Origin of the sequence: Rhizobium sp. BR 362 (assembly GCF_036528765.1) — a bacterium.
Lineage (GTDB): Bacteria > Pseudomonadota > Alphaproteobacteria > Rhizobiales > Rhizobiaceae > Rhizobium.
In genome coordinates, this window is sequence record NZ_JARWGH010000032.1 from 1 (window position 1) to 25960 (window position 25960).

General features: G+C 57.8%; 18 protein-coding genes and 2 pseudogenes. 9 read left to right on the forward strand and 11 right to left on the reverse strand.

What is annotated here, in order from left to right; genetic code table 11:
• Positions 1-228: 228 nt before the first annotated feature.
• Positions 229-1104 (forward strand): annotated as a pseudogene (locus tag QDY28_RS25205) (IS66 family transposase); the annotation flags it as partial.
• A gap of 6 nt (positions 1105-1110) precedes the next feature.
• Here the strand turns inward: QDY28_RS25205 and QDY28_RS25210 are convergent.
• The 7 genes from QDY28_RS25210 to QDY28_RS25240 form a co-directional block, all read right to left on the reverse strand.
• The gene (locus QDY28_RS25210) at positions 1111-1449 is read right to left on the reverse strand and encodes a hypothetical protein (protein WP_264422582.1); all 339 of its coding nucleotides are present in this window, start codon (positions 1447-1449) and stop codon (positions 1111-1113) included.
• 711 nt (positions 1450-2160) lie between these two features.
• On the reverse strand, positions 2161-3465 hold the full coding sequence (gene repC, locus QDY28_RS25215) for a plasmid replication protein RepC (protein WP_331384154.1): 1305 nt from the start codon (positions 3463-3465) through the stop codon (positions 2161-2163).
• A 383-nt stretch (positions 3466-3848) separates the two neighbouring features.
• Entirely contained in the window at positions 3849-4880 is a 1032-nt protein-coding gene (repB, locus tag QDY28_RS25220) for a plasmid partitioning protein RepB (RefSeq protein ID WP_331384116.1), read from the reverse strand.
• Complete coding sequence (gene repA, locus QDY28_RS25225; RefSeq protein ID WP_331384117.1) at positions 4877-6100, reverse strand: plasmid partitioning protein RepA; 1224 nt, start codon at positions 6098-6100, stop codon at positions 4877-4879. The genes repB and repA overlap by 4 nt, the downstream gene beginning before the upstream one ends.
• Before the next feature lie 298 nt (positions 6101-6398).
• Positions 6399-6764 (reverse strand): DUF488 domain-containing protein, encoded by a 366-nt coding sequence (locus QDY28_RS25230; RefSeq protein WP_331384118.1) that lies wholly within the window; start codon positions 6762-6764, stop codon positions 6399-6401.
• A 413-nt stretch (positions 6765-7177) separates the two neighbouring features.
• Positions 7178-8467, reverse strand: coding sequence for a Tad domain-containing protein (locus QDY28_RS25235; protein WP_331384119.1), 1290 nt, complete (start codon positions 8465-8467; stop codon positions 7178-7180).
• Between the two features lie 246 nt (positions 8468-8713).
• A complete protein-coding gene (locus QDY28_RS25240) occupies positions 8714-10717 on the reverse strand; it encodes a putative bifunctional diguanylate cyclase/phosphodiesterase (RefSeq protein ID WP_442967581.1) in 2004 nt (667 codons plus the stop codon).
• 181 nt (positions 10718-10898) lie between these two features.
• Between QDY28_RS25240 and QDY28_RS25245 the strand changes: the two genes are divergently transcribed.
• Positions 10899-11936 carry a class I SAM-dependent methyltransferase gene (locus QDY28_RS25245; protein ID WP_331384120.1) on the forward strand — a complete coding sequence of 346 codons (1038 nt, stop codon included), beginning with the start codon at positions 10899-10901 and terminating at the stop codon, positions 11934-11936.
• Positions 11937-12017: 81 nt separating this feature from the next.
• Here QDY28_RS25245 and QDY28_RS25250 read toward each other — a convergent pair whose 3' ends face one another.
• Positions 12018-15419, reverse strand: a complete 3402-nt coding sequence (locus tag QDY28_RS25250; protein WP_331384121.1) for a response regulator — start codon at positions 15417-15419, stop codon at positions 12018-12020.
• A 241-nt stretch (positions 15420-15660) separates the two neighbouring features.
• On the opposite strand from QDY28_RS25250, the gene QDY28_RS25255 reads away from it, so the two are divergent.
• The 6 genes from QDY28_RS25255 to QDY28_RS25280 all read left to right on the forward strand — a co-directional run bounded on the left by QDY28_RS25255 (position 15661) and on the right by QDY28_RS25280 (position 21580).
• Positions 15661-17316: an ABC transporter substrate-binding protein gene (locus tag QDY28_RS25255; RefSeq protein WP_331384122.1), complete on the forward strand. Its 1656-nt coding sequence runs from the start codon at positions 15661-15663 to the stop codon at positions 17314-17316.
• A gap of 105 nt (positions 17317-17421) precedes the next feature.
• Positions 17422-18399 carry an ABC transporter permease gene (locus tag QDY28_RS25260; protein ID WP_331384123.1) on the forward strand — a complete coding sequence of 326 codons (978 nt, stop codon included), beginning with the start codon at positions 17422-17424 and terminating at the stop codon, positions 18397-18399.
• Positions 18400-18402: 3 nt separating this feature from the next.
• Positions 18403-19317: an ABC transporter permease gene (locus QDY28_RS25265; protein WP_331384124.1), complete on the forward strand. Its 915-nt coding sequence runs from the start codon at positions 18403-18405 to the stop codon at positions 19315-19317.
• Position 19318: 1 nt separating this feature from the next.
• Positions 19319-20131 (forward strand): ABC transporter ATP-binding protein, encoded by an 813-nt coding sequence (locus QDY28_RS25270; protein WP_331384125.1) that lies wholly within the window; start codon positions 19319-19321, stop codon positions 20129-20131.
• A complete protein-coding gene (locus QDY28_RS25275; protein ID WP_442967583.1) occupies positions 20131-21078 on the forward strand; it encodes an ABC transporter ATP-binding protein in 948 nt (315 codons plus the stop codon). The genes QDY28_RS25270 and QDY28_RS25275 overlap by 1 nt, the downstream gene beginning before the upstream one ends.
• 19 nt (positions 21079-21097) lie before the next feature.
• Positions 21098-21580 (forward strand): GNAT family N-acetyltransferase, encoded by a 483-nt coding sequence (locus QDY28_RS25280; protein ID WP_331384127.1) that lies wholly within the window; start codon positions 21098-21100, stop codon positions 21578-21580.
• 45 nt (positions 21581-21625) lie between these two features.
• Here QDY28_RS25280 and QDY28_RS25285 read toward each other — a convergent pair whose 3' ends face one another.
• Positions 21626-22132 carry a hypothetical protein gene (locus QDY28_RS25285; protein WP_331384156.1) on the reverse strand — a complete coding sequence of 169 codons (507 nt, stop codon included), beginning with the start codon at positions 22130-22132 and terminating at the stop codon, positions 21626-21628.
• 265 nt (positions 22133-22397) lie between these two features.
• Here QDY28_RS25285 and QDY28_RS25290 point away from each other — a divergent pair, with 265 nt between their 5' ends.
• Positions 22398-22796, forward strand: a complete 399-nt coding sequence (locus tag QDY28_RS25290) for a DUF1236 domain-containing protein (protein WP_331384128.1) — start codon at positions 22398-22400, stop codon at positions 22794-22796.
• 125 nt (positions 22797-22921) lie between these two features.
• On the opposite strand, the pseudogene QDY28_RS25295 reads toward QDY28_RS25290, so the two are convergent.
• Together QDY28_RS25295 and QDY28_RS25300 are read right to left on the reverse strand one after the other, a co-directional pair.
• A pseudogene (locus QDY28_RS25295) lies at positions 22922-24866 on the reverse strand (beta-galactosidase).
• Entirely contained in the window at positions 24866-25957 is a 1092-nt protein-coding gene (locus QDY28_RS25300) for an ABC transporter ATP-binding protein (RefSeq protein ID WP_331384129.1), read from the reverse strand. Before QDY28_RS25300 ends, QDY28_RS25295 begins: the two are co-directional and overlap by 1 nt.
• Between the last annotated feature and the right edge of the window lie 3 nt (positions 25958-25960).

Here is a 25960-nt window from a genome sequence, read left to right on the forward strand (position 1 = left end):
CCTCGTAACACGGTCGGATGACCGCTGTTGGCGCAATCTCAAGAAGCGCAAGCAATCTCAAACTAAGGAAGCTAAAGCCGAGGGGTGCGTCTCACCCGCCCCCGCTCCTCCCTTGCAACCCGGCCCAGCCGGTCGGACCGGGGGCTGATCGTCGGAGCAAGTGACGAGCCATGACTGTCGCATTTCTAACTGGCTGGCAGCGTCGCGCCTCTAACCAGCTTTGACAACATCGGCGGCCCGAACTTTAGCGTCTTCCGCACCACGAAATCGAAATCACGTCTGAATTTCCTGTCGCTGCTACGCGGCAATTACCGAGACTACGTGCTGAACGACGCGGCCTTCGACTATCTGGAAGCACGCCATGGCGCCCCACCGTTGACTGCCGGACTGAGAAGTTTTGAACCGCAACACTTCTGCAACCAGGTTCCGTTCATGACACATCTGGCTGGCAAGGGCGTCGACATCTTTGATACGCAAGCCGTTGGCCTGCTTGCCGAAGCCGGGCTCTGGGGTGCCATCCGCCATCATGGTCTGGTGGGTGACATGGTCATCGTGTCCGACGATGCCGGCCAGTTCCGCGTCGGCAATCACGCCCTGTGTTGGGTCCATGCGGAACGTCTGGTGCAAAAGTTGATGCCGGCCACCGCAAAGGAGGAGCGATGGGCCACAGTCGTTCGCGATCTTATCTGGCGATACTACAAGGCATTGAAAGCCTACAAGCAGAACCCTATCCCAGCGTCCGCTCCCGCATTCCGACGACGGTTCGATCGGATCTTCACCCTGCGCACCGGCTATGAGGCCCTCGACAAGCTTCTCGAGCGGCTGCATCGAAGGAAGAACGAGCTACTGAAGGTGCTCGACTATCCCTACATTCCGCTGCACACCAACGCATCGGAGAGCGCTTTGCGGACGTTTGTTACCAAACGAAAGATCTCTGGCGGCACGATGAGCCGAGACGGTCGCATTGCACGCGATACCATGCTCGGTCTGATGCAGACGTGCCGGAAGCTCGGCATCTCCTTTTACGACTATCTTGGCGACCGGCTCGGCATTGGTGGCGAGGCCATTCCACAATTGGCAGGCCTTATCGCGGCGAGAGCCTAAGCGCTGCTATCGGCTGCCGGGCTTCGTAAATGGCACCACGCGCCCGTCCTTGGACGCCACCTCATCCAGAGCATGCCGACCGGTCAGCCTGACAAGCGTCGGTGAGACGTTCCAGTGCCTCTCGTCGTCGGTATGGATCGTGACGGTTTTACGATTGCGACGGATGACGACACCCGTAATCTTTCTGCCGTCGGGCGCGTCGAACATCACGGCACTGCCAATCTTGATCTGCTGCAATGCCTGATCTGTCTTTTGCCGATGCAGAAGATGAAGCCGTTCGACGATACGCTCGTTCAACGCCAGCAGTTCGGTCTCATTGAGCGCGTCGATATCGATGTCGGTCATGGCACGGCTCCACCCCAAAACGGAGTCTTCTTCAAGGACGAAGCGGATTATGATAGAAGCTGGTCAGCGACACAATTGCCTGACAAACCGGCACCGCCAACAAATCTGCCCCACTTACCCTTTTCCTGGCGCGGCTGCAAATTATCCGATGGGCCTAAATGATTGTTAAATTTAAGCTAAGCTGTCAAACGGAAGTGATCTTAGGGTTTATTTCCGTCACTCGCTATTCCCTGTTGGGGCGCCAATTTCGATCGATGGAGTGTTCGGGACGGAGACGATCTGTAGCTGCGAAAAACGCCGAATTGAGATCGATTTGATGATGATGAAGTTACTACAATAACGCCCCGAACGCAAAGCGAAATAGCTGACATATTTGATCTTTTGGCACCTGCATGCCGACAACGGCATCTGAACGATGATCGTTAGAAGCTCGAGTTCCACTATCTTCCAATAGCTTGCGATCCGGTCGCATAAGTCTTCTTCGTATATTCAAGCTCTGGCTCGACTGGTGAGCTAAGGTGCACGGTATCTCGCCCCACGGCCCCAATGATAAACGGAGTTTCAGTCCTCAGCATCTTCACCGCCAATAGGTCCTCATATCTGATCAGAGAGATAACGACGCTCGCACCAAGGATTTGCGGAAGCGCAGGGCTCCGAGATTGTTGAGCAGAGGCCATACTCCCGGATTTCACCGAGGCGAATGGAATATTTTTACGCAGCATCCCGTCCCGGCAAGCTGTGCGATCGTGCCAAAGCCATGAGCATCGGGCCGATCGCGAATTCGCCGCGTTGCGCTCTTTGCGTAAGGTTGCGGAGATAACCGCCGGCCGAATTGATATGTTCAGCCCTCTGCAGCATACAGGCGATGACGATTGCTGCATTTTCAGGTCCCATGACATTGCAAGCGTCCTGATAGGCGGACGGGCTGATGCCCAGCATAGTTCGGATGACGATTGCAGCCGCCATGAGGTCTCGCCAGCTCTCGATCTTACCGGCATAGCCGTATGATACGACCTCGGGGCATGCCCGGGTTACGAGATCGAGGGGGAACGACTTCAGCGGTGAAACAGAACGGTTTTTGACGCCTTCTGATAGGACTACCCGGGGCGTATTGTCATTGGACAGGGAATACGATCCCTCCCGGTTGTCGCATGCGCTGAGGGTTTCGTCGTCTCTCAAGTCGTCAACCGGCGGCACGCTGGAGGCTGGTTCAGATTCAAGAATGTTTTTAAGATCTGTATTCTGTATATGGCGCTCAGTTTGGGATTCTATGGCGCTTTGTTTTTGTGTTTCTAGCTGCTTTTCCAAGCGGATAAGGATTTCGCCGCGCAGCATCTCCAGCTCATCGAGAACTCCGATTAAATCGCCCATTTGCGGCGCACGGGGCATGGCTCCCACGATCGAGTGAAAGGTCGTTTGGATCATCAGCCAGTCGCCCGGCGTTTGTTCATCGAGGGCGATCTCGATCAGCTTTGTGATGTCGCGGCGGCAAATCGACAGACGTTCCTTGGTGATACGCAAGCGTTGGCGATCCGCAGCGATGACGGCCGCATGAGCAAAGATTTCGTCGGCGCGTGCAATGAGAGACGCGACGCTGAAACCGAAGGCCTCGTCGATTTCGCCTGTCCGATCACGTCGGGCATAACGTTTGCCGTTCGGACTGTCTTTCCGGATCAGCAAACCGGCTGCCACCAATGCGGCGAGATGGCGTCTCAGCGTTGCAGGAGCAATACCATGGGCCCGCAACGACAACTGTGCGTTGGAAGGAAAGACCACCAGGCCGTTTTCTTCCGACAGGGTATTTTCCGGGTAAAAGCTCAGCAATGCGTTTAATACGGCAAGGGCGCGGTCGGAAATTCCGTAAACGCTTCTGGCCTCGCAGAGGGCGCGAAACAGTCTCCATTTGTCAACAGTTTTCCCCGGTTCGATATTCTTGGCTTCATACTGATTTGACAACATGCCAAGCGTCATCGACCGCCGCCCAAAAGGCGTCGTTATGGAGTTCGAATTGTGCATATCTTCGCCTTTGATCGCAGGCAAAGCGAATACGGCCACCGAAACGACTTCGATGCATTGACAACTGATTCGGGGGAAGCTATTGATATCTTCGCTACAAGAATGCAAAGGCTCTCGAATGGTTCGCCGTTTGGGGGCCTTTTCTTTTTGCCGTCGCTTACCTTTCTCTCTTCGTTTCAATCATGGTTTCTCGGCTTTTGGCCGAGTTGTTTCCGCTGTTCAGCGGATACCAACAGATCGAAGGTCGCGGCAAAAGAGCAATGATATCTTCGCTACAAGAATACAAAGGCTCTCGAATGGCTCGCCGTGAGGCTTCTTCCGTCGATAAGTTTATTCCAAATCCGCGCGGGCGCGGCGATAAGAACCCTGTCAACTGACAGGGTTTATGATTCATCCTGTTTGTCAGCAGCGTCGAACTTTGCAATCAGCGCCGGCATTTCGCCTTCGAGGAAAGCTGCGAACCGAAATCCGCGTTCGGTCTCCGGCATAAGCTTCAGTTCTTTTTTCGAAATCTGAAGTCTTGCCAGGGATTTGCCGCGTCCGTCGCGAAGATCGCGACCAGGCAGGCGAGCCGCAGGGGCTTTCAGCACCCCCATGGCCTGACTGAACCGCTCATTCGACATCAAGCGCAAAACCCTGTCATCTGACAGGGTTTCTCTAATCGCCCTAAGTGCTTCGGGTTTCGCTTTTAACGATCCACCGAACTCCACCCATCGCGGCCGCCCAATTTTTGGCGCCCTGCCGATGGCTTCGATAACGTCGAGCGGCACGACACGATAGACGGAGCGCATACGCGCAAGCTCTGCATCGTCGATCCCAAGCGCCGCATAAATGTCTCGCGGACGGATGCCGGCTTCGTCCATGCGCCAAGCAAAAAGCGCGCGTTCGATCCAGCTCAAATCCTGGCGTGCCGCATTCTCTATACCTTGAACGACAACAAGGTCTCGATCGGACATTTCCAAAATCAGCGCCTTGACGGGGCGCTGAAGCTCGCGGGCGGCGCGCAAGCGGCGATGCCCGTAGATCACCTGATATCGGCCCGTCAGCGTCGGATGAACACGGACCTGGATGGGAATCTTCTGCCCATCTTCCTCGATGCTCTTCTTGAACTCGGCAAACAAGCCATCATTGTCGTCAGGAAGCCGGTCAGGAAACGGCGACGGATCGATCAAGCTCGTCTCGATTTCGGTCGAGCCGCCCGAGCCTGCCTCCAGCATGGCAAGAAGCCGGTCGCGCTCATCCCTGATATCGCTGATGGCCTTATGGGTGGCGCCGATGACGCCGGCACCCACACGTGCAGGCGCCGAAGGAGACGCCTGCTGCTGCTCAGCACTCTTCTTCGTATCGGCATTGATATCGGCGGCAAGCAATCCGAAGCTTGCGGCAAGCGACGATCTTTTTGGGGACTTCGTCATCGCCGCCCCCAACTGCTTTTGATCAGATCCAGGATCGCATCGTTTACCGCATCCATTGCATCGCGGGCGCGGCGATGCGTATCGCGGCCGACCTGGCCCATTTCCAATTCGTACAAGCTTCGCTTGGCAAGGCCCGCGGCCTCGACCGCGGTGCTTTCGATTGCCGTCGGCAAGATGACATCGTCGCCGAAAAGATGACGAAGCATGGCCACCACCTGCGACTGTGGCTGGTCGTTCGGATCGTGGCGGGTGATGAGATAGCGGAAGAAATCCTGCTTCAACACAGCACCGCTCTCACCCAAGACCTGGATGAGATCTCCCATCATCAACAGGAATTGGCTCATCGACGATACGTCGAGCATTGCCGGGTGGACGGTTACAATCATCCCCGTCGAGGCGTGAATGGCGCCAAGCGTCAGAAAACCGAGGGAAGGAGGCGTGTCGAGGATAACCACATCGTAGCGATCTTTGACCTCGTCCAATGCGAGTTTCAGCCGCTCGAAGAACATGCCTTCGCGGCTGCCCAATCGCTGCGCCAGAATGCGAGGCGTCTCGTGCTCGTATTCCATGACCTCGAGGTTGCTCGGAATGAGATCGATGCCATCGAAGTAGGTCCGATGGATGATCTCCTTCATCGGACGGCGTTCGTCGTCATAACGCAGAGCAGCATAAATGGTCTCGTTGGCTTGCACGTCGATCTCGGGCTGGAAACCGAACATCGCCGAAAGCGAGGCCTGCGGATCTAGATCTATTGCGAGAACACGATAGCCGTGGAGCGCAAGGTATTGCGCAAGGTGGACGCTGGTCGTCGTCTTGGCGCTACCGCCCTTGAAATTCGCGATCGCGAGCACCTGAAGATGCTCATTGCCTTGCCGGTAGGGAAGAAACCGTAATGCATCCGAGGGCTTCTGCTCGGCAAACATGGCGCGCAACTGATTGATCTGCTGCAGCGTATAGGCGCGATGGTTGTTTTCGAGCCGGCTGGGAACTGGTCCACGGCCCTCGTTGGACAATAGCTTCAGGGTCGAGTCGGGAATGGAGGTCAATTTGGAGACCTCGTTCGTCATGAAATATCGCAGGCTCTTTTCCGCCTTCGGCGGATACATGCGGGTCCGCAAAGCCTGGAGCTGGTTCGAAAGCATGCCGGCATGCCGGACGATCTTCGTCGCGGCATTCTCGAAAAATGCGTTCTCCTGCTCGGTCTGTTTCGTTAGCGCCATTTGTCCCTCTTGGCGGCCTACACTCGTTCTATCGGCCACCACCCGCTAACAAAGGACATGATTCTGCGTTTACGTCCAGCAAAATAAGGTTAGCGCAATCTTAACGCCATTTTCCGGCTAAGAAACAAAAGGCGATTTTCCTTGTGTTCTCCACCGCTTAGCTGATGCTGCCCCGCAAACCACCATCCGGGCTAGAGCTTTTGGATAGATCGAATGGTTGCATTTCGAGCGGCCGAATTAGCCTTCGGGCCTCCGACATTATGATGAGTCGCGACTCGCTTCCTGCACTAACCGCCGATTATCGGCTACGATTCTTCAAGCTGTTCAGAAATTCCAGAAGAACGACGGCATGGTTGTGAACTGGATCCTTGGCGCCATACACCAGCGTCAGAGGCCCATCGCCGAATTCGACTAGTGCCTGCACCGCTGAATTCGACGCGAGTTCTTGCCGATATCTTTCGCGAAAGTCCGCGAACCGTTCCGGCTTGTGATCGAACCATTTTCTGAGTTCCTGCGATGGGGCGACATCCTTGATCCAGTCGGTCAGTTTCGCATCTTTCCTGGAAAGGCCGCGCGGCCATAAGCGGTCGACAAGCACCCTGCGACCATCTTCGTGCGAGGGTTCGTCGTACACCCGTTTCAGTTTTAGAAGCGAATGAGCCAATCCAGAGAGCTCCCGCTGTTTCAAAGCATATGCTCAGCTACATAGCCTTAGCCCATCGTCGCGGCAATCGCCATTGGATATCTGTGACCGCTCTCTGCCCTGACGTCGGCAATGCTTGCCGAGAATTGATCCCTCTTCTGCAATGTTTCGGATCTGCGTTCCTTGAAACGAAGAGATGCGCGGATAAATTGAATCCATACTATCTGAAGAGGAGATTTAACCATGATCAAAGTCTCACTCGCCGCTGCAATACTGGCATTATTGACGTTATCGTCCTGTGCAAACACGGTGAAGGGAATGGCGAAGGACGCAAAGGACACTGGCCAGGCAATGGATTCAAGTACGCACAGGGTATTGAAGGCGTCCTCGAACTAGCCTGTTCCCTGCCGCGGGTTGCAAAATCGAATGAAATCTCAGCTCGTCAAGCGGGGGCTTCTGATGATCTTGAGGAAGAGCGCGTTCATTGCGTCGGTGATGCCCTGCGTCGGATTAACCTCGAAATAGAGACCCGCCGAAGCGCAGCTCTGCAGGCGTGTCGGGATTTGCGATTGAAACGGGGCGATCCAGGTATTGTACCAGTTGTTTGCCGGCAGCGGCAGGTAGGTCGTGTAGAGGATGGCAATCTTGACGTTCTGATCCTTCAGCGGCTGGCAGAAGGACGTGTCGATCGGCTCCTGGCACCGATTGCCGGTCAAAGGCTTCGTGCAGGTGTATGGCTTTTGGCTATCACCAACCCCATCCGTCACGAAGAAGAGAACCTTTTCGCGATCGGCGCTGCTGGTGCCGCCACCGCCAGTACCCATGTTACTCTTCATCTGGGTGAGCGCGTTGTCGAAACTCGTCGTCTGGTCGTTGTTGTAGCCTTGGTAGGGAATGGTCATGAGATCGACATTGTCGGTATAGCTTTTGACCTGCGCCATGTCGGATGATAGGCCGGATACTGTCGTTAGCTGTGCCTTCTCCGCCTGCGTGCCGAAGGTGTAGACTGCCATCCTGTATTGATCGGGCGTCGCACGGTTGGTAGTCGCCGTCTCCGTCAGCTTCTGCGTCGCCTGGCGCACGACATCGATGCGCATGCTCACCCCAAGTTTCTTCGCCAGATTGTAATAATTGTTCGTCGTATCCATGTTGTGGCAGGCGAAGGCGCACTTGTCGCTGGTATTGCTTTGCATCATCGCGACGTCGGCCGGTGTCGCGCCGACGCCCATGGACGGCGTGTTGTCGAGCAGCATGTAGAAATCGATGAAGGTGGCGGTCTGGTATTGCGCTGTGGCCGATCCGGCAATCGGAATTGACGTGTCGCCTAGCACTTGCAGAAAGGATGTCGGAACAGCCGCGTGGAACGTGATGTTTGACGTTACGATATTGGCGGTCTTCGTCACTGAGATGTCGACATTTACGGGAACATCCTTCCAATCGCTCGCGAGTTGGCCGAAGAAGAGTTTGCGCGCCTCATCCTGCCCGATTGTCACCACGCCATCCCCCGACATGGCCATGGCCGCAGCTACGCCGCTGGAGGATTCCGAAATCGCTCCGAGCGCTGCCGCATCGGCGGCTTCATAGAGCTGACTGCGCAAGCTGAGCGCATTCGCGACATCGACCGCCAAACCCGCCGCGCCGATCAAAGGCACGGCGAGGAGCGCCGTGATCGTGCCGAAATTGCCGGATTTGCTCCGTAGGAAGCGAAGAAATGTCTGAAACATCTGACTGACTACCAGGGCTAGACGACGCAGTTCATTCGCGCTCGATCCGCCGTCATGGCAGTTGTCAGATCCGTATATCGCTAAATCATAAATCCGTATTTAAAGCGCACGACTAAGAAAGCGTGAACGTCCTCGGCAAATCCGACGGACGGTTCATTGCGCTGTTCGGTATCGCCCGCCAAAGGTGCGATCCCTATGAAGCGCGGGACGGCCACCCTGGCTCGATGATTCCTGGCCGAGAGGGAGCTATGCGTGCGCTTTCAATAAGTCGGCGGTTACCGGTCTGCCCAGATGAAATCCTTGAACACGGTCAATACTGAGATTCTGAAGCACGGACATCTGAGCCTCCGTCTCCACACCTTCCACCAGAATGGTGTTTCCCCGGTTGCGGATAAGGGCGACCATGTCCTGCAGCATGGTCAGTCCGCGCTGGTCCGAACAATCATGCAGGAAGGTCCGGTCCACCTTGACGGTATTGAACTCGATCGCCCGAAGCCACGACAATCCGGCGTAGCCGGAGCCGAAGTCATCCAACCAAATCTCGACGCCGAGCGCCTGGAGATCGGCGACACACTGCAGCACCTCGGGTTGCATCTCCATATCCAGCCCCTCGGTGACTTCCAACGCAAGTCGGGACCCGGATACTCCGGTTTCCTGCAGGATGGCTGCAACGCTCGCAGCGAAACCTGGAGATCTTAGCTGTACTGGCGAGACATTCACGCTCACCGTGGTCATGCGGTCGGATGCCAGGATATCCTGACATGCCGTCTTGATCGCCCAGCGACCCAATTCGATAATAGATCCGGTCCGTTCGGCGATCGGGATAAAGACACCCGGCGGCACGGAGGTTCCATCGGGCATGCGGAGCCGCATCAGAGCCTCGACGGCTTTCATCTGGCCGTCCCTGAGATCGAATATCGGTTGATACACCAGCGATACCAGTCTCCGTTCGATAGCCGCCGCCAGCAGCGGGACCAATTTGCCGGCATCCTCGTTCGGACGCCGCAGCGTCGGGTCAAATATTCGAACGCAGTTGCGGCCAGAGGCTTTTGCGCTGTAGAGCGCAAGGTCGGCCTCACGCACAAGCCATTCCACCTTTGCTCCCGATCGTTCGCTGATAAAGGCAACACCGACGCTTACCGTTACGAACTGGGTGTCGTCCGGCCGCTCTTCATGCCGGATGGCGAGCGCCTCGACCTGGTGCCGAATCTTCCCCGCCATATAGGTGGCGTCATCCTGCGCTCGCAAAGGCATGACAACGATGAACTCCTCGCCGCCGTAACGGCCGATAATGCCTCCACGGCGCTCTACCAGTTTCTGAAGCGTCGTGGCGATAATGGTCAGGCATCGGTCGCCTTCCTGATGGCCGTATCGATCGTTGAAACGCTTGAAGAAGTCGACGTCGATCAGGATGACGGAAAATTCGCGCCCTTCATCTTTCCACGCGCTCCAGCACTCGTTCAGCCTCCGATCAATCGCGCGCCTATTCTCGATGCCTGTGAGGTAATCTGTGTGCGAAAGACGCAACAACGCTTTTCCGCGCTCCGCCGCCTCACAATGCTGCTGGCGCGCTTCCACTGCATTCAGGAAAACGTTGTAACGCTCGACATTCAAACGCCAGTTCACGAAGGATGTGAATATGAAGCACGAGACGTAAAACAGTCCGAAGGCGAGTTGGTAGGCCGGCGTCGATGGAAACGAAGCGTATAGCGCCACAAAAAACACCATCAACACGGTGCCGGACGTCACGACAGACAGGCGAAACGAGAAGCTGAAGAACAGATTCGCGCCCATCATGAAAATCGCGCCGAAGATCATGTAGTACGACATGCTCATCGCGTATTTTGTGGCGATCGCCGGGCAAAGCCAGCCGACATAACCGGAGATCAGCGCCAAGGCGCAAGTGCAGTCCAGCCAAACGGTCTTCGCTTTCGCCCACCTCAAAATCTCAAAGGCGACAAGCACAGTGGCAGCGACGGCAAACCGCATGACGATTGTGAGCGGCGCGACGTCGGGAATGAGCCAGGTGTCGGGAGCGGCAAAGGCGAGATAAACGGCAACCGCCATCCACAATCCCTTATGCGTCCATTCCCGGCGGGCGGCATCGTTTTCCGCTGCATACGCTGCCCTCATCTCCAAAGCGGAGTTATGAAGTTCTTTCGTTGGCACAGCGCTGTCTACGTCCAGAAGCGCGGCGTTTGCGGGAACTCCGGATGCGATCTGCTCTGAAGATACTTGCTCATAGAACATGCGGCGATGCCTCCCGAGCATTGCTGCCGATAAACCTGAGTTCACCGCTTTCCAAAGTTCCGTCTGTGTTGCTCACGAAATTTAGCTCGTGCTGCTAGAAATACCCTCTTGACGTGCAAAATCCAATCGAGTTCTGTCGTCCACATATTTATGCTTAACATTGTGTGGACGGAGTTCATTTATGGCACAAGGTTTTAAGTTCGACGGCGAAAGTCTCATTGCACCTGGTCAAGCTTTTCGCCCCATTGAGCTAGACGACCTTCCACCCTCAGATCAGATGATAACAGCCAAGGCGGAGCTTGCTCTCACGCTCGATCTATCGCTTCAACAGTTTCGATCCGAAATGGATCCCCACGTCATCGTGAGCCGACTATCGCAGGCGTTGCATCAGATCCGCCGTCGATTTCATGTTAACATTTGGAATGAAATCGTCCTGCTGACGCAGAACCATCCCGTCGCTCGTTTTCTGCTTCAGGATCCATTCACACGATGGTCATTCGATAAGCCGCGCGGCTATGCGGGTGACGCGCATCTGCTCGATTTCATTTACGGCCATGCACAAGTGGGGGAAGAAATCGCCGCCTCCACCGAGTTGGGCAGAAGGATCTATGACTACACCAAGGACGCTTCCTCATCGGTCGCCGTAAGAGAGCGCCGCGATATCCTTGCTCGACGGGTGGACGAATACGCCAAGGATCGACCCGGCTCGACGGAAGTCCTTGCGGTGGCATCGGGGCATCTTCGCGAAGCTGCTTTGTCAACTGCGCTTCGGGAAGGAAAAATCAGACGCTGGATCGCGCTTGATCAGGACCCGCTGAGTGTAGGCACGGTCGCGCGCGACTTTGCCGGAACATGCGTCGAAGCCGTGGACGGTACGGTGAAGAGCTTGCTTTCCAACAAGCATGCTCTCGGGCATTTCGATTATATTTACGCTGCAGGCCTCTACGATTATCTCACCTTCCCGGTTGCGGCCAAGCTGACGCGCAAATGCGTTGCAATGCTGAAGCCCGGCGGCTCCTTCCTGTTTGCGAATTTCTCGCAGGAAATCGAAGTCGACGGCTACATGGAAGCGTTCATGAATTGGCCTCTCCTCCTGCGTTCGGAAAACGACATGCAAATGATTGCCGAAGCAGGTGCCGTCAACGCGGAGACAAAAGTATCCGTCTGGTTTGGAGAGAACCGCAACATTCTTTATTGCGAAATTACAAAGGCGGAATAACGCAGTCGTCGTTCCCGTCTCTCGCCAATTCAAGCAGCACCGCTTTTGTCCAAGCCAGGCAAGGCGGTGCAATGTGCCTGCTCAATTCAAATTGCGGCCATCGCGAACCATAGCCCGTAACTCGTCGAGATCCCGGCGCAATGTCTCGGCAAGATCGCTGAGGTCTGCATCCAGGCTGGTTTTCATGGCATGGGCCAGCGCGAACTCCCCGGAGCGTATGACGTCGCGCCACCGGGGCTGAAGAGGCAAGGTTTCGAGCAACAGATATTTTTCAAGCGTGCGGGCCTGCAGCGAAGAGCGATCCAAGTTCACGCGCCAGATTCCGCTGCGCTCGGCGAAATCGATCTTGCCCTTGCCCGTCATCCGTTTCCAGAGCTCGACACTCTGTTTCATCACATCGATGATGGTTAAACGAAAGGCGCGTTGCTGCCTGGGTTCGGCAAGCGGCTCGATGGCCGAAGCATCAGGGCGCTCAGGCTCAGGTGCCAAAATAGTCAAGTTGGCGCCGGCGCTGTCGATTGCTCCCAATAGGTGGTGAACCACTCGATCTCTGCGAGTGATATCGCTTGCCGAAATCGGTTGGACGACGAGCGCAAGTCCTCCGCCGGTTCCGATATCGAACTCAAAGGCGCTGAGGGCGAATGCATCGGCGCCGAGGCGAATGCTCGGCTGGAAAAATTCTCCCTCCCGTTTCACGGCTTGATACATGGATTCCGCAAGCTCGGTCCCCGTCAACGATGAAAGCGCTGTTTCGTTTGCGATGATCGGCACGTTAAACATGCCGAGGGCAGCCTGGTTTGCGTAGATGATCCGGTGCTGGTGATCGGTACAGAGAATTGCCACCTCGAAAATTTCGAGAAGTCTGGCCATACGCTGTTGCGACAGCCGAAGCGCGTCCTCGACTTCCACCCTTCGCTCGATTTCCGCCTTGAGCGAGCTGTTTTCACGGATCTGGCTGCGCGCGCGTGCGGCCTCCAGCAGCGTTGCCACCCTGGCCAGAAGCTCGTCCTTGACGAAGGGTTTGACGACATAGTCATTCGCGCCATGTTCGAAGCCGGCGATGACGTCGCGTGTGCGGCTGCGCGCCGTCACCATGATGATGGGCACATCGAGCAGGTCGTAGCGCTCGCGGATGGCTTTGGCGACTTCAAGCCCGCTCATGCCGGGCATCATCACGTCGAGCACGACGAGATCGGGTTTCAGGCGATTGATGAAGGCCAGCGCATCAGCACCGCTTTCGGCCGCACGCACGACATAGCCGACCGGTTGCAGGACATTGCGCAGCACCTGGATGTTGATTGGCTCGTCGTCCACCACAAGGATCAGCGGCGCGCCGGGAGCCATTGGCGCATCGGCGGCGATCTGGCTGCGGGCGATCATGTCGACCGTCTCGTGCAGCCGCTTCTGATCGAGTTCCTCGCCGAAATAATCGATATAGGAGGGCTCGACCGTGGCGGCTGGCAGCACCAGCGTGAAGCGCGACCCTTCGCCAAGCACGGAATGGGCCGTGAGCTTGCCGTTGAGGAAAGTGGCGAGTTGGCGGGCGATCGTCAGCCCCAGACCGGTGCCGGCCGGTCCTCGCGTACCGTCCCCGAAACCCGCCTGCTCCAGAGGCTGGAAGATGCGTTCGAGGCTGTCGCTGGCAATGCCGACGCCAGTGTCCTCGACGCTGATCGCAACATTCTTGCCGGTCGGTGTGGCCACGACGCGGATCGTGCTCTGGCCGGCATATTTGATGGCGTTTCCAAGGAGATTGTAGAGGATCTGCTCGAAACGCACGGGGTCGGCCATCACGAAGGGAATATCTTCGGGGATATCGACTTCGAGGGCCACCGGCTCGCCGCGCAGCAGCGGCTCGCACATTTTCAGCACATTGCTGACGCTGGTTGCGATATGCACGGGGTGGATGTCGAGCCGCATGCGGCCCTGGCGGATGCGGTAGAGATCGAGGAGATCGTCCACGAGGCGCGAAAGCCGTCGGGCACTGAAGCTGATGAGCTGAAGCTGGTTGCGTTGGGTTGCAGTCAATTCGCCGGCAACGCCCGCCACCAATGTTTCGGAAATGCCGATGATGCCGTTCAATGGCGTGCGCAATTCATGCGAGGTGTTGGCGACGAAGGCGTCCTTCATCCGGTCTGCCTCTTCGAGCGCCTTGTTCTTCTCCTCGATCAGGCCGACATGCGTTTCCAGTTCGGCGTTCTTCTGATTGATGAGGTTGAGCTGCTCGCGCACGGCATCGCGCATACGCGTAAAACTCGCCGTCAGCCGGCCGAGTTCGGACGGGTTCTTGATCGTCGGCATGACATGGTCGAGATCGCCGTCGGCAATCGCGCCTGCCGCATCGGTCAGGCGCTGCACGGGCCGGGTCATCGTGCCCGAGAGATAGAAGACCAGCCCGGTGAGCACCGGCAGCAAAACCAGAGCCAGCGTGATGACGATCTGCCGGAGGGAATTGCTGTTGGCAAAGGCGACGGATTCCGGCACTTCGGCAACCAGGCTCCAGGGAACGGCGCCAAAATGCAATTGGACGCTGGCCGCAAGCGCCGGAACGCCGCCAAGCCCGTCATCGACGAGCGCGGTGGCAGAAGGCGCAGCGTCGCCGGTTGCCGCAGGATCGCTGCGCGTGCCCGGCTGGTGACCATCGGGCGCCGAGATGTAGAAACCATCGGAATTGAGGAGATAAAGGCTGCTGGTTTCACCCTGCTGCGACTGAACAATCCGGTTGAGCCCCTTGGCGCCCATGCGGAAGATGACCATGCCGCGTACCTTGTTGTAGAAGGCAACGCGAACCGCGACGTAGGCACCGAATTTGCCGGTCACGGGATCGGTGGTGAAATCGCTTATCAACATGGTCTGCTCTACCGGCGCTTCGGCCATGGCACGCGCGAGGCGGGAGAGGGGTGTCGGAGCCACCAGCGTCTTCAGGTCCGTGCCAAGATAGCGATCCTTCTCGACCGAATAGACGACGCGCTGCTCCGGTGTGATGAGGTACAGATTTTCAAATTCGGAGGTCGTGACGAAGCTGACGAAATCATCGTGAAACTGCTGATGCGCATTGGCATATTCGAGCGCCGAACGCAGCATGGCGTCATTGTCCTTCGGCAGCAGCGCCTCGCCGCCGCCATCGCGATCGATCCCGAACATCTGGCGCAGGATGGCGGTTGCCCGTTCGGGCGAGGGATCGATCTGCCGGAACGCATAGGCAAAGCCATAAAAATCGCCGATCGAATAGCGCACGGCATTTGACTGGCTGAGGCTTTCGGCCTGCCGTGTGGCAAAGGTCAGATATTGTTCGATTTCGCTGCGCTTGGCGTCTCGAACGAAGGCTAGTTTGGCAAAAGTCTCCACCGTGACACTGCGGTTGAGGATGTAGAAGAAGGCGGAAGCGGTGGCCAGCAACGGCAGCAGGCTGATCGCCAGAAGAATGAGCAGAAGACGGCCCCGAAATCCGGACGGCGACAGCGCTCTCAGCATCGGCAGCATTCCCGCGTCATGTCTGGCATGCCCTCCTCCCGCTTTCCCCTGGCGGATAATTCCGGCCAATCTATACAATTGCGAAAAAAGGGGAGTCGGTTTTTTCGATATGACCGGAATTTCCGGTTTTGACGATTTTGCCGCAACTCTTGCCGGAATTGCCGGATGACTTTGCCGTTCGTCCCGCGCTGATATGACGTCGCAAACCGGGCCGGGCAAGAACCTGCGCCGTCAGAGATGGGGAACGGACATGAACATCAGGACTATTTTGAAGGCCGTGCTGATTACCAGTGTCATGGCGCCGGTGGCGGCGCGTGCAGAGGTGATGTTGACTGCCTTGCCGGACGAGTCGACGGCATGGGTCGAGAATTTCAATCCCTTCAACACCACGACCCGTGTGCCGTCGGTGGAAGATTTCATGTACGAGCCGCTGATCATCTTCAACGCGCTCAAGGATGGCGAACCGAACTATCGTCTGGCGGAATCCTTTGCCTATTCGGATGATCTGAAAAGCGTCACCTTCAAGCTCAGGGACGCGAAATGGTCTGACGGCAAGCCGTTTACGGCGAAGGACGTGGCCTTCACCTTCAACCTGATCAAGGAACACAAGGCGCTCGACCTGCAGGCGATCTGGGACCAGATCGATGGCATCGAGGCAGTTGACGATCATACGGTCAAGATCAACTATAAAAATGCCGACAGTGGCCTGATCTTCAAGATCGTGCAGGTCTACATCGTCCCGGAACATATCTGGGCCTCAGTCAAGGATCCCGTCACCTTCACCAATCCCAACCCGGTCGGCAGCGGTCCGCTCACCGAAATCCGCCGTTTCACGCCGCAGGAATATATCCAGTGCCGGAATCCCAATTATTGGGACAATGCGACGCTGAAGGTCGATTGCATGCGCTTTCCGCAGGTGGCCGGCAATGATCAGACGATCGCGCTTGCCGCCAAGGGCGAACTCGACTGGTTCGGTTCTTTTCTCCCAGACATCGAAAAGACCTATGTCGGTACTGACCCTAAAAACCATGGCTACTGGTTCCCGGCCGGTTCGATGGTCGCATTCACCATGAATTTCGAAACGGCGAATGCCGGAAATCACGAGGCCTTCAACAATCTCGCCTTCCGCCGCGCCTTCTCCATGGCGATGGATCGTCAGGCGATGGTCGACATTGCCGGCTATGGCTATCCGACGCTGAACGAATATCCGTCCGGCCTCGGCCGCGCCTTTCACTCCTGGAACAATCCGAAGGTGGACGAGGAATATGGCGTCTACTCGAAATACAATATCGAGAGCGCCAAGGCCGAACTCGCCGAGTCAGGCTTCAAGGATATCGACGGCGACGGTTTCGTGGAAAATCCGGATGGCAGCAAGATCAGCTTCGACATCATCGTGCCGAATGGCTGGACCGATTGGGTCAACACCTGCCAGCTCGCAATCGAAGGATTGACCCAGATCGGTATTCAGGCAAAGCTTTCAACACCGGACGTTCCCGGCTGGACCGATGCGCTGACCACCGGCAAATACGATGTGGCGATCAATTCGTTCCGCACCGGCGTCACGCCTCATTTCATGTATGACGAAGCGCTCAATTCGCGCAACAAGGGCAAGACGCGCTATGCATCGGCCCATTACAGCAACCCTCAGCTCGATGCGCTTTTGAACTCCTTCTACACGACCACTGATCATGGGCAGCAGCTCCAAACCATGAACAAGATCCAGGAGTTCATCGGCGCGAACCTGCCCTTCGTCGCCGTCTACAACAATCCGCTCTGGTATGAATACAATACCAAACGGTTCACCGGGTGGTTCAGCGCGGACAATCCAGTTGCTCGCCCAGTTGTCTACGACGGCGTGCCGGAGCGTCTGCTGCATCTTCTGGCGCTGCGTCCGGTCGCACAATAGGTCCGGCGCGTCCGGTTCGATCCCTCTCCCCGGACCCGCTCCTTCGGTTCAGGTTTAATGGCCTGAACCGAACGGCGACGGTCACCCACCGCCGGAGATAAGCCGATGATGTTCATTCTGCGCAGACTGGTCTTTTATATCGCCGCCTTTTTTACCGCGGCCACGATCAATTTCTTCATACCGCGGCTGATGCAGGGCAATCCGGTGGACGTAATGTTCGCCAAGATGAATTCCTCGCTGCCGCCCGAAGCCAAAACCGCCCTGATCGAAACCTTCGGTTTTGCCTCAGGACCGCTTTATCTGCAGTTTCTCGACTACATAAAAAGCGTCTTTACCTGGGATCTCGGACCATCGATCAAATTCTATCCGCTGACGGTGGGCCAGGTACTCGGCCACGCGCTGCCCTGGACGATCACGCTCGCTGGCACTGCCTCGTTCCTCGCCTTTATGTCGGGTTCATTGCTTGGGGTCTCGGCGGCCTGGCGTCGCGGCGGCATCCTCGATACCATCGCTTCTCCCGGTGCGCTGGCGATCCAGTCCATTCCCGCTGTCGTCGTGGCTCTGACGGCGCTGTACGTCTTCGGCCTGATCTTGGCCTGGTTTCCAACGAGCTTCGCCTTCGATCCTCAGCTCGATCCGGGGCTGACGCCGAGCTTCCTCTCAAGCGCGCTTTACCATGCCGTCATGCCGGTCGTCTCGCTCGCCTTCGTTCACATTGGCGGCTATCTCGTCACCATGCGTAACAACATGATCGGCCAGCTTGGCGAGGATTATGTCGTCATGGGCCAGGCCAAGGGCCTTACCGACCATCGTGTGATGTTCAACTACGCAGCGCGCAATGCCTTGCTTCCAAGCGTCACAGCCTTTGCTATCACGCTTGGCGCCGTGATGGGTGGCTCGCTGGTGACTGAGGTGGTGTTCAATTACCCAGGTCTCGGTCATCTCCTCTATCTCGGCATCGTGGCGCGTGATTATCCGCTGATCCAGGGTCAGCTCCTGATCATGACGCTTGCCATGCTCTCGGCCAACCTACTCGTCGACCTCATCTACGTCCTGCTTGACCCGAGACTGCGGAAGGCCTGACCCATGAAAAGGATGCTCCTTCCCATTCTCGGTAACCGCAAGGCGCTCATCGGCCTTGCCATCGTCATCCTCTATGTGGCCGTCGCCCTGCTTGCTCCCGTGCTGACCGGCCATGATCCGATCAAGCGCGTCGGCCGACCGCACGAGGTGCCGTCACTGGACCACATTCTCGGCACCACCCGGATGGGCCGCGACGTCTTCACGCAATTGATCTGGGGCACGCGCACCTCGCTGTTCATCGGGCTGCTGGCGGGCTCGATCGTCACGGTCATCGGTGTGATCCTCGGCGTGACCGCAGGTTATTTTGGCGGCCTGATCGATGAAGCGATCAACTTCGTCACCAATATTGCCCTTGTCATTCCGCAATTGCCGCTGCTGCTCGTCATCGCCGCTTTCGTCGGCGAGGCGAGCCCGCTGGTCATTGCGCTCATCATCGGGCTGACCTCCTGGGCCTGGGGCGCGCGGGTCACGCGGGCGCAGACGATGACACTCCGGCAACGTGATTTCATCCTCGCCTCCGAACTGATCGGCGAGCCCAAATGGCGGATGATCGTCGTCGAACTGATGCCCAACCTGCTCTCGATCATCGGCTTCAACTTCATCGGCTCGGTCATCTACACGATCATTACCGAAGCGACATTGGAGTTCCTGGGTCTGGGCGATCCGCTCGCCGTTTCCTGGGGCGCCATGCTTTACAATGCGCAGACCTCATCGGCGATGAGCGTCGGCGCTTGGTGGGAAGTGTTCGCACCGGCAACCGCCATCGCCATCATCGGCATCGGCCTGTCGATGATCAATTTCGCCGTCGATGAGATCTCCAATCCGCGATTGCGCACGCTCGGGACGGTCCATGCCGCCGTCAGAAAACAGCGCAAGCTCGACCGCGCCCGGACCGTGGTCCTGGAACAGGAGGCCTAAATTGAACCTCTCCTCCAATCTTGTGGAAGTGCGCGGGCTGCAGGTGGATTTCCTGACCCAGCACGGTCTCTTCACCGCCGTCAAAGGTGTGGATTTCGATATCAAACGCGGCGAGGTGATGGGACTAGCCGGCGAAAGCGGCTGCGGAAAATCGACCATAGCATTCGCCCTGATGCGGCTCCACCGACCGCCGGCGATCATCTCGAAAGGCGATATCCGGATCGACGGGACCGATGTGCTTGCGCTTTCCGCCCGCGCCTTGGAGCAATGGCGCTGGCGCAAGGCATCCATGGTGTTTCAAAGCGCCATGAGCTCGCTCAATCCGGTGCTGACGATCTTTGAACAGTTCCGGGACGTGTTGTCCCGGCATGAAAAAATGGGACGGGACGCGGCCCGGGCCCGTGCGGAAACGCTGATGCAACTCGTCTCCATTTCCGCCGATCGGCTTGACGATTACCCGCATCAATTGTCCGGCGGCATGCGCCAGCGGGTCGTGCTCGCCATTGCACTCGCGCTCGAACCGCAGCTCGTGATTATGGATGAGCCCACGACTGCGCTTGATGTGGTCGTGCAACGGGAGATCCTGCAGGAGATCGTCACGCTCAAGGAAAAGCTCAATTTTTCCATTCTGTTCATCACCCACGATCTGGCGCTCATGGCACAATTTGCGGACCGGATTGCCATCATGCTGAAGGGCGAAATCGTCGAAACCGCGCCGGTCTCCGATATCGTGGCCGCACCCCGGCATGATTATACGCGGCGCCTGTGGGAAGCGATGCCACGGCTCGGTCACGCGATGGAGGTCGTCGTATGATGGGCGAAAATTTCCCGCCGCTGCTCGAACTGCAGAACGTCAGCAAAATCTTCACGCTGAAGCCCTTTTTCGGGCCGGAGAAGCGGGTCGAGGCGCTTCGAAACGTGTCCTTGACATTGCAAGCCGGACGGGCGCTGGCGATCGTCGGCGAATCCGGCTCCGGAAAATCGACCGTCGGACGAGCCGTCGCCCGGCTCTTCCAGCCGACGTCGGGCAGCATCCTGTTTGCCGGGCGGGATATTGCCAGCCTCAAAAGCCATGCCGACCAGACGAACTATCTGCGCATGGTGCAGATGGTGTTCCAGGATCCGTTCGCCGCCCTCAATCCGGCACACAAGATCCGCCATCATCTCGTGCGGCCTCTCGTCCTGCATCGAGGCTTGAAAGGCGATGCTTTGGAGGAGGCGACGCGCCGGACGCTTGCCGATGTCGAGCTCGATCCGGATGTGACGCTTGATAAATATCCGCATGAGCTTTCGGGAGGGCAGCGCCAGCGCGTCAATCTTGCTCGCGCGCTTGCCGTGGATGCAAGGCTGATCGTCGCCGACGAGCCGACATCCATGCTCGATGTCTCGATCCGCCGCTCGGTGCTTGATCTCATGCGCCGACTGAAGCTCGAGCGCGGCATCAGCTTTCTCTACATCACCCATGATATCGCGACGGCCCATTATATCGCCGAGGAGACGGCGGTCATGTTTGCTGGCCAGATCGTCGAATATGGTCCGTCAGCCAGCGTGATCCGCAATCCGCAGCATCCCTATACGCAGCTCCTGCTGTCGGCCGTGCCCGATCCGACTGTCAGGATCGTGAGCGGTCGTGGTGAACAAGGCCAGCCGTTCTCCGTGCATGCCGAGACGGTGCGGAATTCTTCTCGTAGGCCAGTCGGACAGTCGGTCGAAGTTGCCTCCGGTCATTTCGTCTACCATCATCTCGATATGAACGCATAAACGGGAGACATTGCGCAGCATGCCTGATCTTCTGGTCCGCCTTTACGACCTGCCTGCCCATGACAATGCGAAAATGGCAGCCCATGGCATTGAGATACGCCGGGCGCTCACGCCGGAGCGCCGTCAGGTGCTCGACTGGATCGAGACGCATTTCGGCTCCAAGTGGGCAGCCGAAAGTGAAACAGGTTTCGGCAGCCATCCGATCATGACCTGGATTGCGGTCCGGAATGGCAAGATGCTGGGCTTTGCCTGCGGCGATGCGACCGCCAAAGGTTTTTTCGGGCCGACGGGAGTTGCGGAAGACGAGCGCGGCAAGGGAGTAGGCGAGGCGCTGTTGTTTGCCGTGCTCAACGGCCTTCGCGAGGCGGGCTATGCCTATGCCATCATCGGCGATCCAGGGCCGGTCGAGTTCTACAGCAAACGCCTCGATGCGTTCGAAATTCCCGGATCGTGGCCGGGAATTTATCGCGGCATGCTTAGCACTTCCAAGACGGTCGGCTGAAGGGGATCGGACGGTTGCTGCAGGCGGCAGCGAATGGGTACCCGATCAGTCGAGCTGCGCTTCAAATGTTTTTGCGAGCGTCTCATAAAGTTGCGCGGAGCCGCGGTTGTTCTCCGCCTTATATTTAGCACTCACAAAACGAGCAGCTTCGATAGCGGCTCGGAAGGCATCAATCCGGACTTGCGGCTCCGATACAGCCTGGCCGCCGATGTCATCCTGATCGAACGTGCCGGCGCGGTATCCGTCGCCGAGATCGACAACACCTATTTGGGGAATTCCGTCCTTCATTTGGCCAAAGAAAGCCGCGCCTGCGCGATTGCCGTCGCGGCGGCGCAGCATTCCGCTGCCGGAGGCTTTCCCATCCGTGCAGGCGCCCGTCCAAAAGGTGGGCCCGGCCGTGAGAGATGCCGGCGCCACGAATTTGCAGTGGCTATTGGGGTCCTGCAGCCATGAATGCTCCGATCCGGCCTGGGCGACTTCATGCGATCCTAAAACTGCCGTCAAGGCGAAAACCAGCGTCCAAAGTGGTACCGTCACGATCTTTGAAAGCATTGTTTTCCTTTCATGTCGTCTCTCTTGTTGCCGAGTAAGACGGTGACCCGCGTAGACCACACGAGCTATAGAAAGCCGCCTCTGAAAATACAACCTTTGCACCGCCGCCGCCCTTGATCGGGCAAGGGTTCAGCTCTCATTTTTCACGAAGTTTGTCAGAATGGTGCAACTTGTGATGATTCCAGGCGACCCGTCTGGAGGAACATTCTGATGCCAAGGCCATTCCCCTTTCAGCTCTTGCGAGCAAAAAGGAAAGGAAAACGCTATGAATACGAAACTCATCGTTTCCGCGGCGGCCGCCTTCGCGCTTCTCGCTGGTTCAGCCTTTGCACAGTCCTCGACGGTCACCGGCGCCGCAGGCGGCGCAGTTACCGGAGCCGTTGTCGGTGGTCCCGTCGGTGCCGCAGTCGGCGGCGTAGCGGGTGCAATCGTTGGAACCGCGATCGATCCGCCGCCGCAGAAGGTCGTCACCTATGTGGAAGAGCAGCCGATGCCCCCTGCTGAAACTGTCGTGCAAGATAGGATTGTCGTCGGTGAGCCGCTCCCTGAAACCGTTGTCGTAACACCGGTGCCGGACAACCCAACCTACGCCTATGCTGTCGTGAACCATCAGCGTGTCATCGTCCAGCCGAAGACGCGGAAGGTCGTTAAAATTCTCGAATAATCCGAGCAGAAGGACCTCCACCGGAGGTCCTTCCTATTTCGCGCTATGGCAAGGCGCCCAGAAAGATTTAGGCGCCAAGCGGGAATTCTTCAAAATTGACCTTGAAACAACGATCCGCGCGTCATTCAAGAGACTGGCATTTGCCTCCACACCGAGAGAGAAAAGGGCGGGATTTCCTGTCCGCCAATCACAAACTCCCGTTCCCCCGGAATTAACCAGGCGTCCGGCCCATAGTTGAACGCGAATGTCAGATCGCCGGCGCGGCGATACCGGATGTGGTCAGGCAGCACGCTGGTTTGCAAGTCGAGCTTGCCGGCGACGTGCGACATCAGCTCGGTGAGCAGGGAACTGTGGGCCCAGCAGGCCAGATAGCTATATCGTCCCTTGGACACTAGCGCCGGGCTGCCGTCTTCAAACGTCGCCTCGACAGTCGTATCCGCCGTCGTTTCCAGATATTCCCGCCATCGCGTTGCTCGGCCGTTGATCGCGCCCGATATGGGTGCGTCGAGCCCCGGCCGAAGGGACGCGACCTGCGTGACCCTGATGCCTGCAAGTTCGCCGATCGGCCCGGGCGGCAGATTGGCCGGGATATGGAAATGACGATCTCGCGATCCGGTCCGCGGACCAAAAAGCACGGTCCCATCCGCATCCCGAAGCGCGGCAAGAGCCGACTCGGACACGTGCATAAGGCAGGGAACGAGAACGAGTCGATAATCATTTAAGCGACCACCCGGCCGAACGAAGTCGACGTTAAGCCCGAGCTTTCTCACTGCCTCATACCAGCGGAAGGCAAGTTCGTCATAGCGGAAATCCCGGCCCTGCGGCTGTATGGAAGTGGACCAGTAGCTCTCATAGTCATAGACGATGGCAACGGGAGCCTGGGATGCTTCCGGCAAGGATCCGACAGCTCCGATTTCACGTCCGACGATTTCGGCTTCCAAGCCTCCTGGCGACAGTTCGTCGAGGCCCGGAAGGTTCAAGCCGGCATGCATCTGTTCCTGCGCAAAGGGGGCCTGACGCCAGCGGAAATAGCTGACCACCTCGGCTCCGTGAGCAAGACCCTCCCAGGTCCACAGCCGCACCATGCCCGGCTTCGGCACCGGGTTCCAGGGCGCCCAGTTTACCGGCCCTGGCTGCTGTTCCATGATCCAGAATCGACCGTTGCCGACACCGCGGTAGAGATCGTGATGGAAGGCGGCGATATCGGGATGGGACGTCTCTGCCCAGCGCACGCGTTCTTCCTCGCTGAACGGAAACTTCTCCACGAAGCCGATCGGATAGGAATCCCAAGAGGCGAGATCGAGGTTTTCGCCAACCTTCCAATGATCGAAATCGTTGACGAAGCCCATGAAATTGTGAGTGATCCAGCGCCCGGGCGAGTGCTTGCGGATGATATCGCACTGCATCCGGTCATAGGCGGCGATCTGGTCGGAATGGAAGCGCCAGAAATCGAGCCTGGTGGCAGGGTTCGGTTCCGTCACCGTCAGGTTTGGCAGCACGACATCGTCGAAGCTTTGGATTTCCATCGACCAGAACACGGCACCCCAGGCTTCGTTCAACTGCTGCGTCGACTGGTAGCGAAGACGCAGCCAACGGCGAAACGCCTTCAGGTCCTCCTTGCCCCAGGAGAGGCTGGTATCATGACATCCATATTCATTGTCGGTCTGCCAGCCCGCGAGGCCCGGATGTGTGCCGTATCGCCTCGCGACGATCTCGACGATGCGTTCGGATTCCTTCCACCACACGTCGGAGGAGAAGGTATAGTGGCGGCGCGAAGCCTCGCACCTTGCCCTGTTCGTCCACCGGGGCGATTTCAGGATATTCGTCCATCAGCCATTTCGGCGGCGTGGCCGTCGGCGTTCCCAAGACGATCTTCAGACCGGCTTTCGTTAGCGTGTCCATTGCCCGATCGAGCCAGGCGAAATCGAAGGAGCCGCGCGCAGGCTCCAGGCGCGACCATGCGAATTCACCGATCCGCACATAGGAGATCCCGAGCGCTCGCATACGGTGCGCGTCTTTTTCCCACCAGCTTTCGGGCCAATGTTCCGGATAATAGCAAACGCCGAGCATTATTTCGTCAAATCTCCGTTGAGGATGGCATTGCCGGCGTCATCAAACAGATGGCAGGCCGCGGCCGGAACATGGATGGAAAGATCGTCGCCGGGTCTGGCCTGCGCAAGCCCGTCCGACTTCACGGCAACTTCAGTGCCGTCAGCAAGGCTCACATAGAACATGGTTTCCGATCCGAGATGTTCGGCCAGGCGCACCTTGCCCTGAAGTGTCGCGCCCACCTCGGCATTTCGGTCGAGATGCTCGGGACGGATCCCGAGCGTGACCGGCTGACCTTCGCTGACCGAAGCGCGTGGCAGAGTAATCGATTGGCCGCCGGGCAGATCGACCTTGACACCATCGGCAACGGGTGAAGCCGTGGTCTTGAGGAAGTTCATCTTCGGGGAACCGATGAAGCCGGCGACGAAGATGTTTTTCGGGCGATGATACAGTTCCAGCGGCGATCCCACCTGCTCGACCAGCCCGCCTTGAAGCACCACGATCTTATCGGCCATGGTCATCGCCTCGACCTGATCGTGGGTGACGTAGATCATCGTCGTGCGGATATCCTGATGCAACTTGCTGATTTCCGTGCGCATCTGCACCCGAAGCGAGGCGTCGAGATTGGACAGCGGCTCGTCGAAAAGGAAGACCTGCGGGTTGCGCACGATGGCGCGGCCGATGGCGACGCGCTGGCGCTGCCCACCCGAAAGCTGAGAAGGCTTCCGGCCCAGCATCGATTGCAGTTGCAGCATTTCGGCAGCCGTCTTGGTGCGGCGGGCGACCTCGTCCTTTGAATGGCCGGTCATGCGCAGACCGAAACCGATATTTTCCGCCACCGTCATGTGCGGATAGAGCGCATAGCTCTGAAACACCATGGCGACGCCCCGTTCCGCCGGGCCAACCCTGGTCATGTCGTTGCCGCCGATACTAAGCTCGCCGGAGGAGATGTCCTCCAAACCGGCAATCATCCGCAGCAGGGTAGACTTGCCGCAGCCGGACGGTCCGACAAAGACGCAAAATTCGCCCTTTTCGATCGTCAAGTCGACGCCTTTAATGACGCTTGCGGCGCCGAACTGCTTCGTCACGCGCTTGAGCGTTACATTTCCCATGGA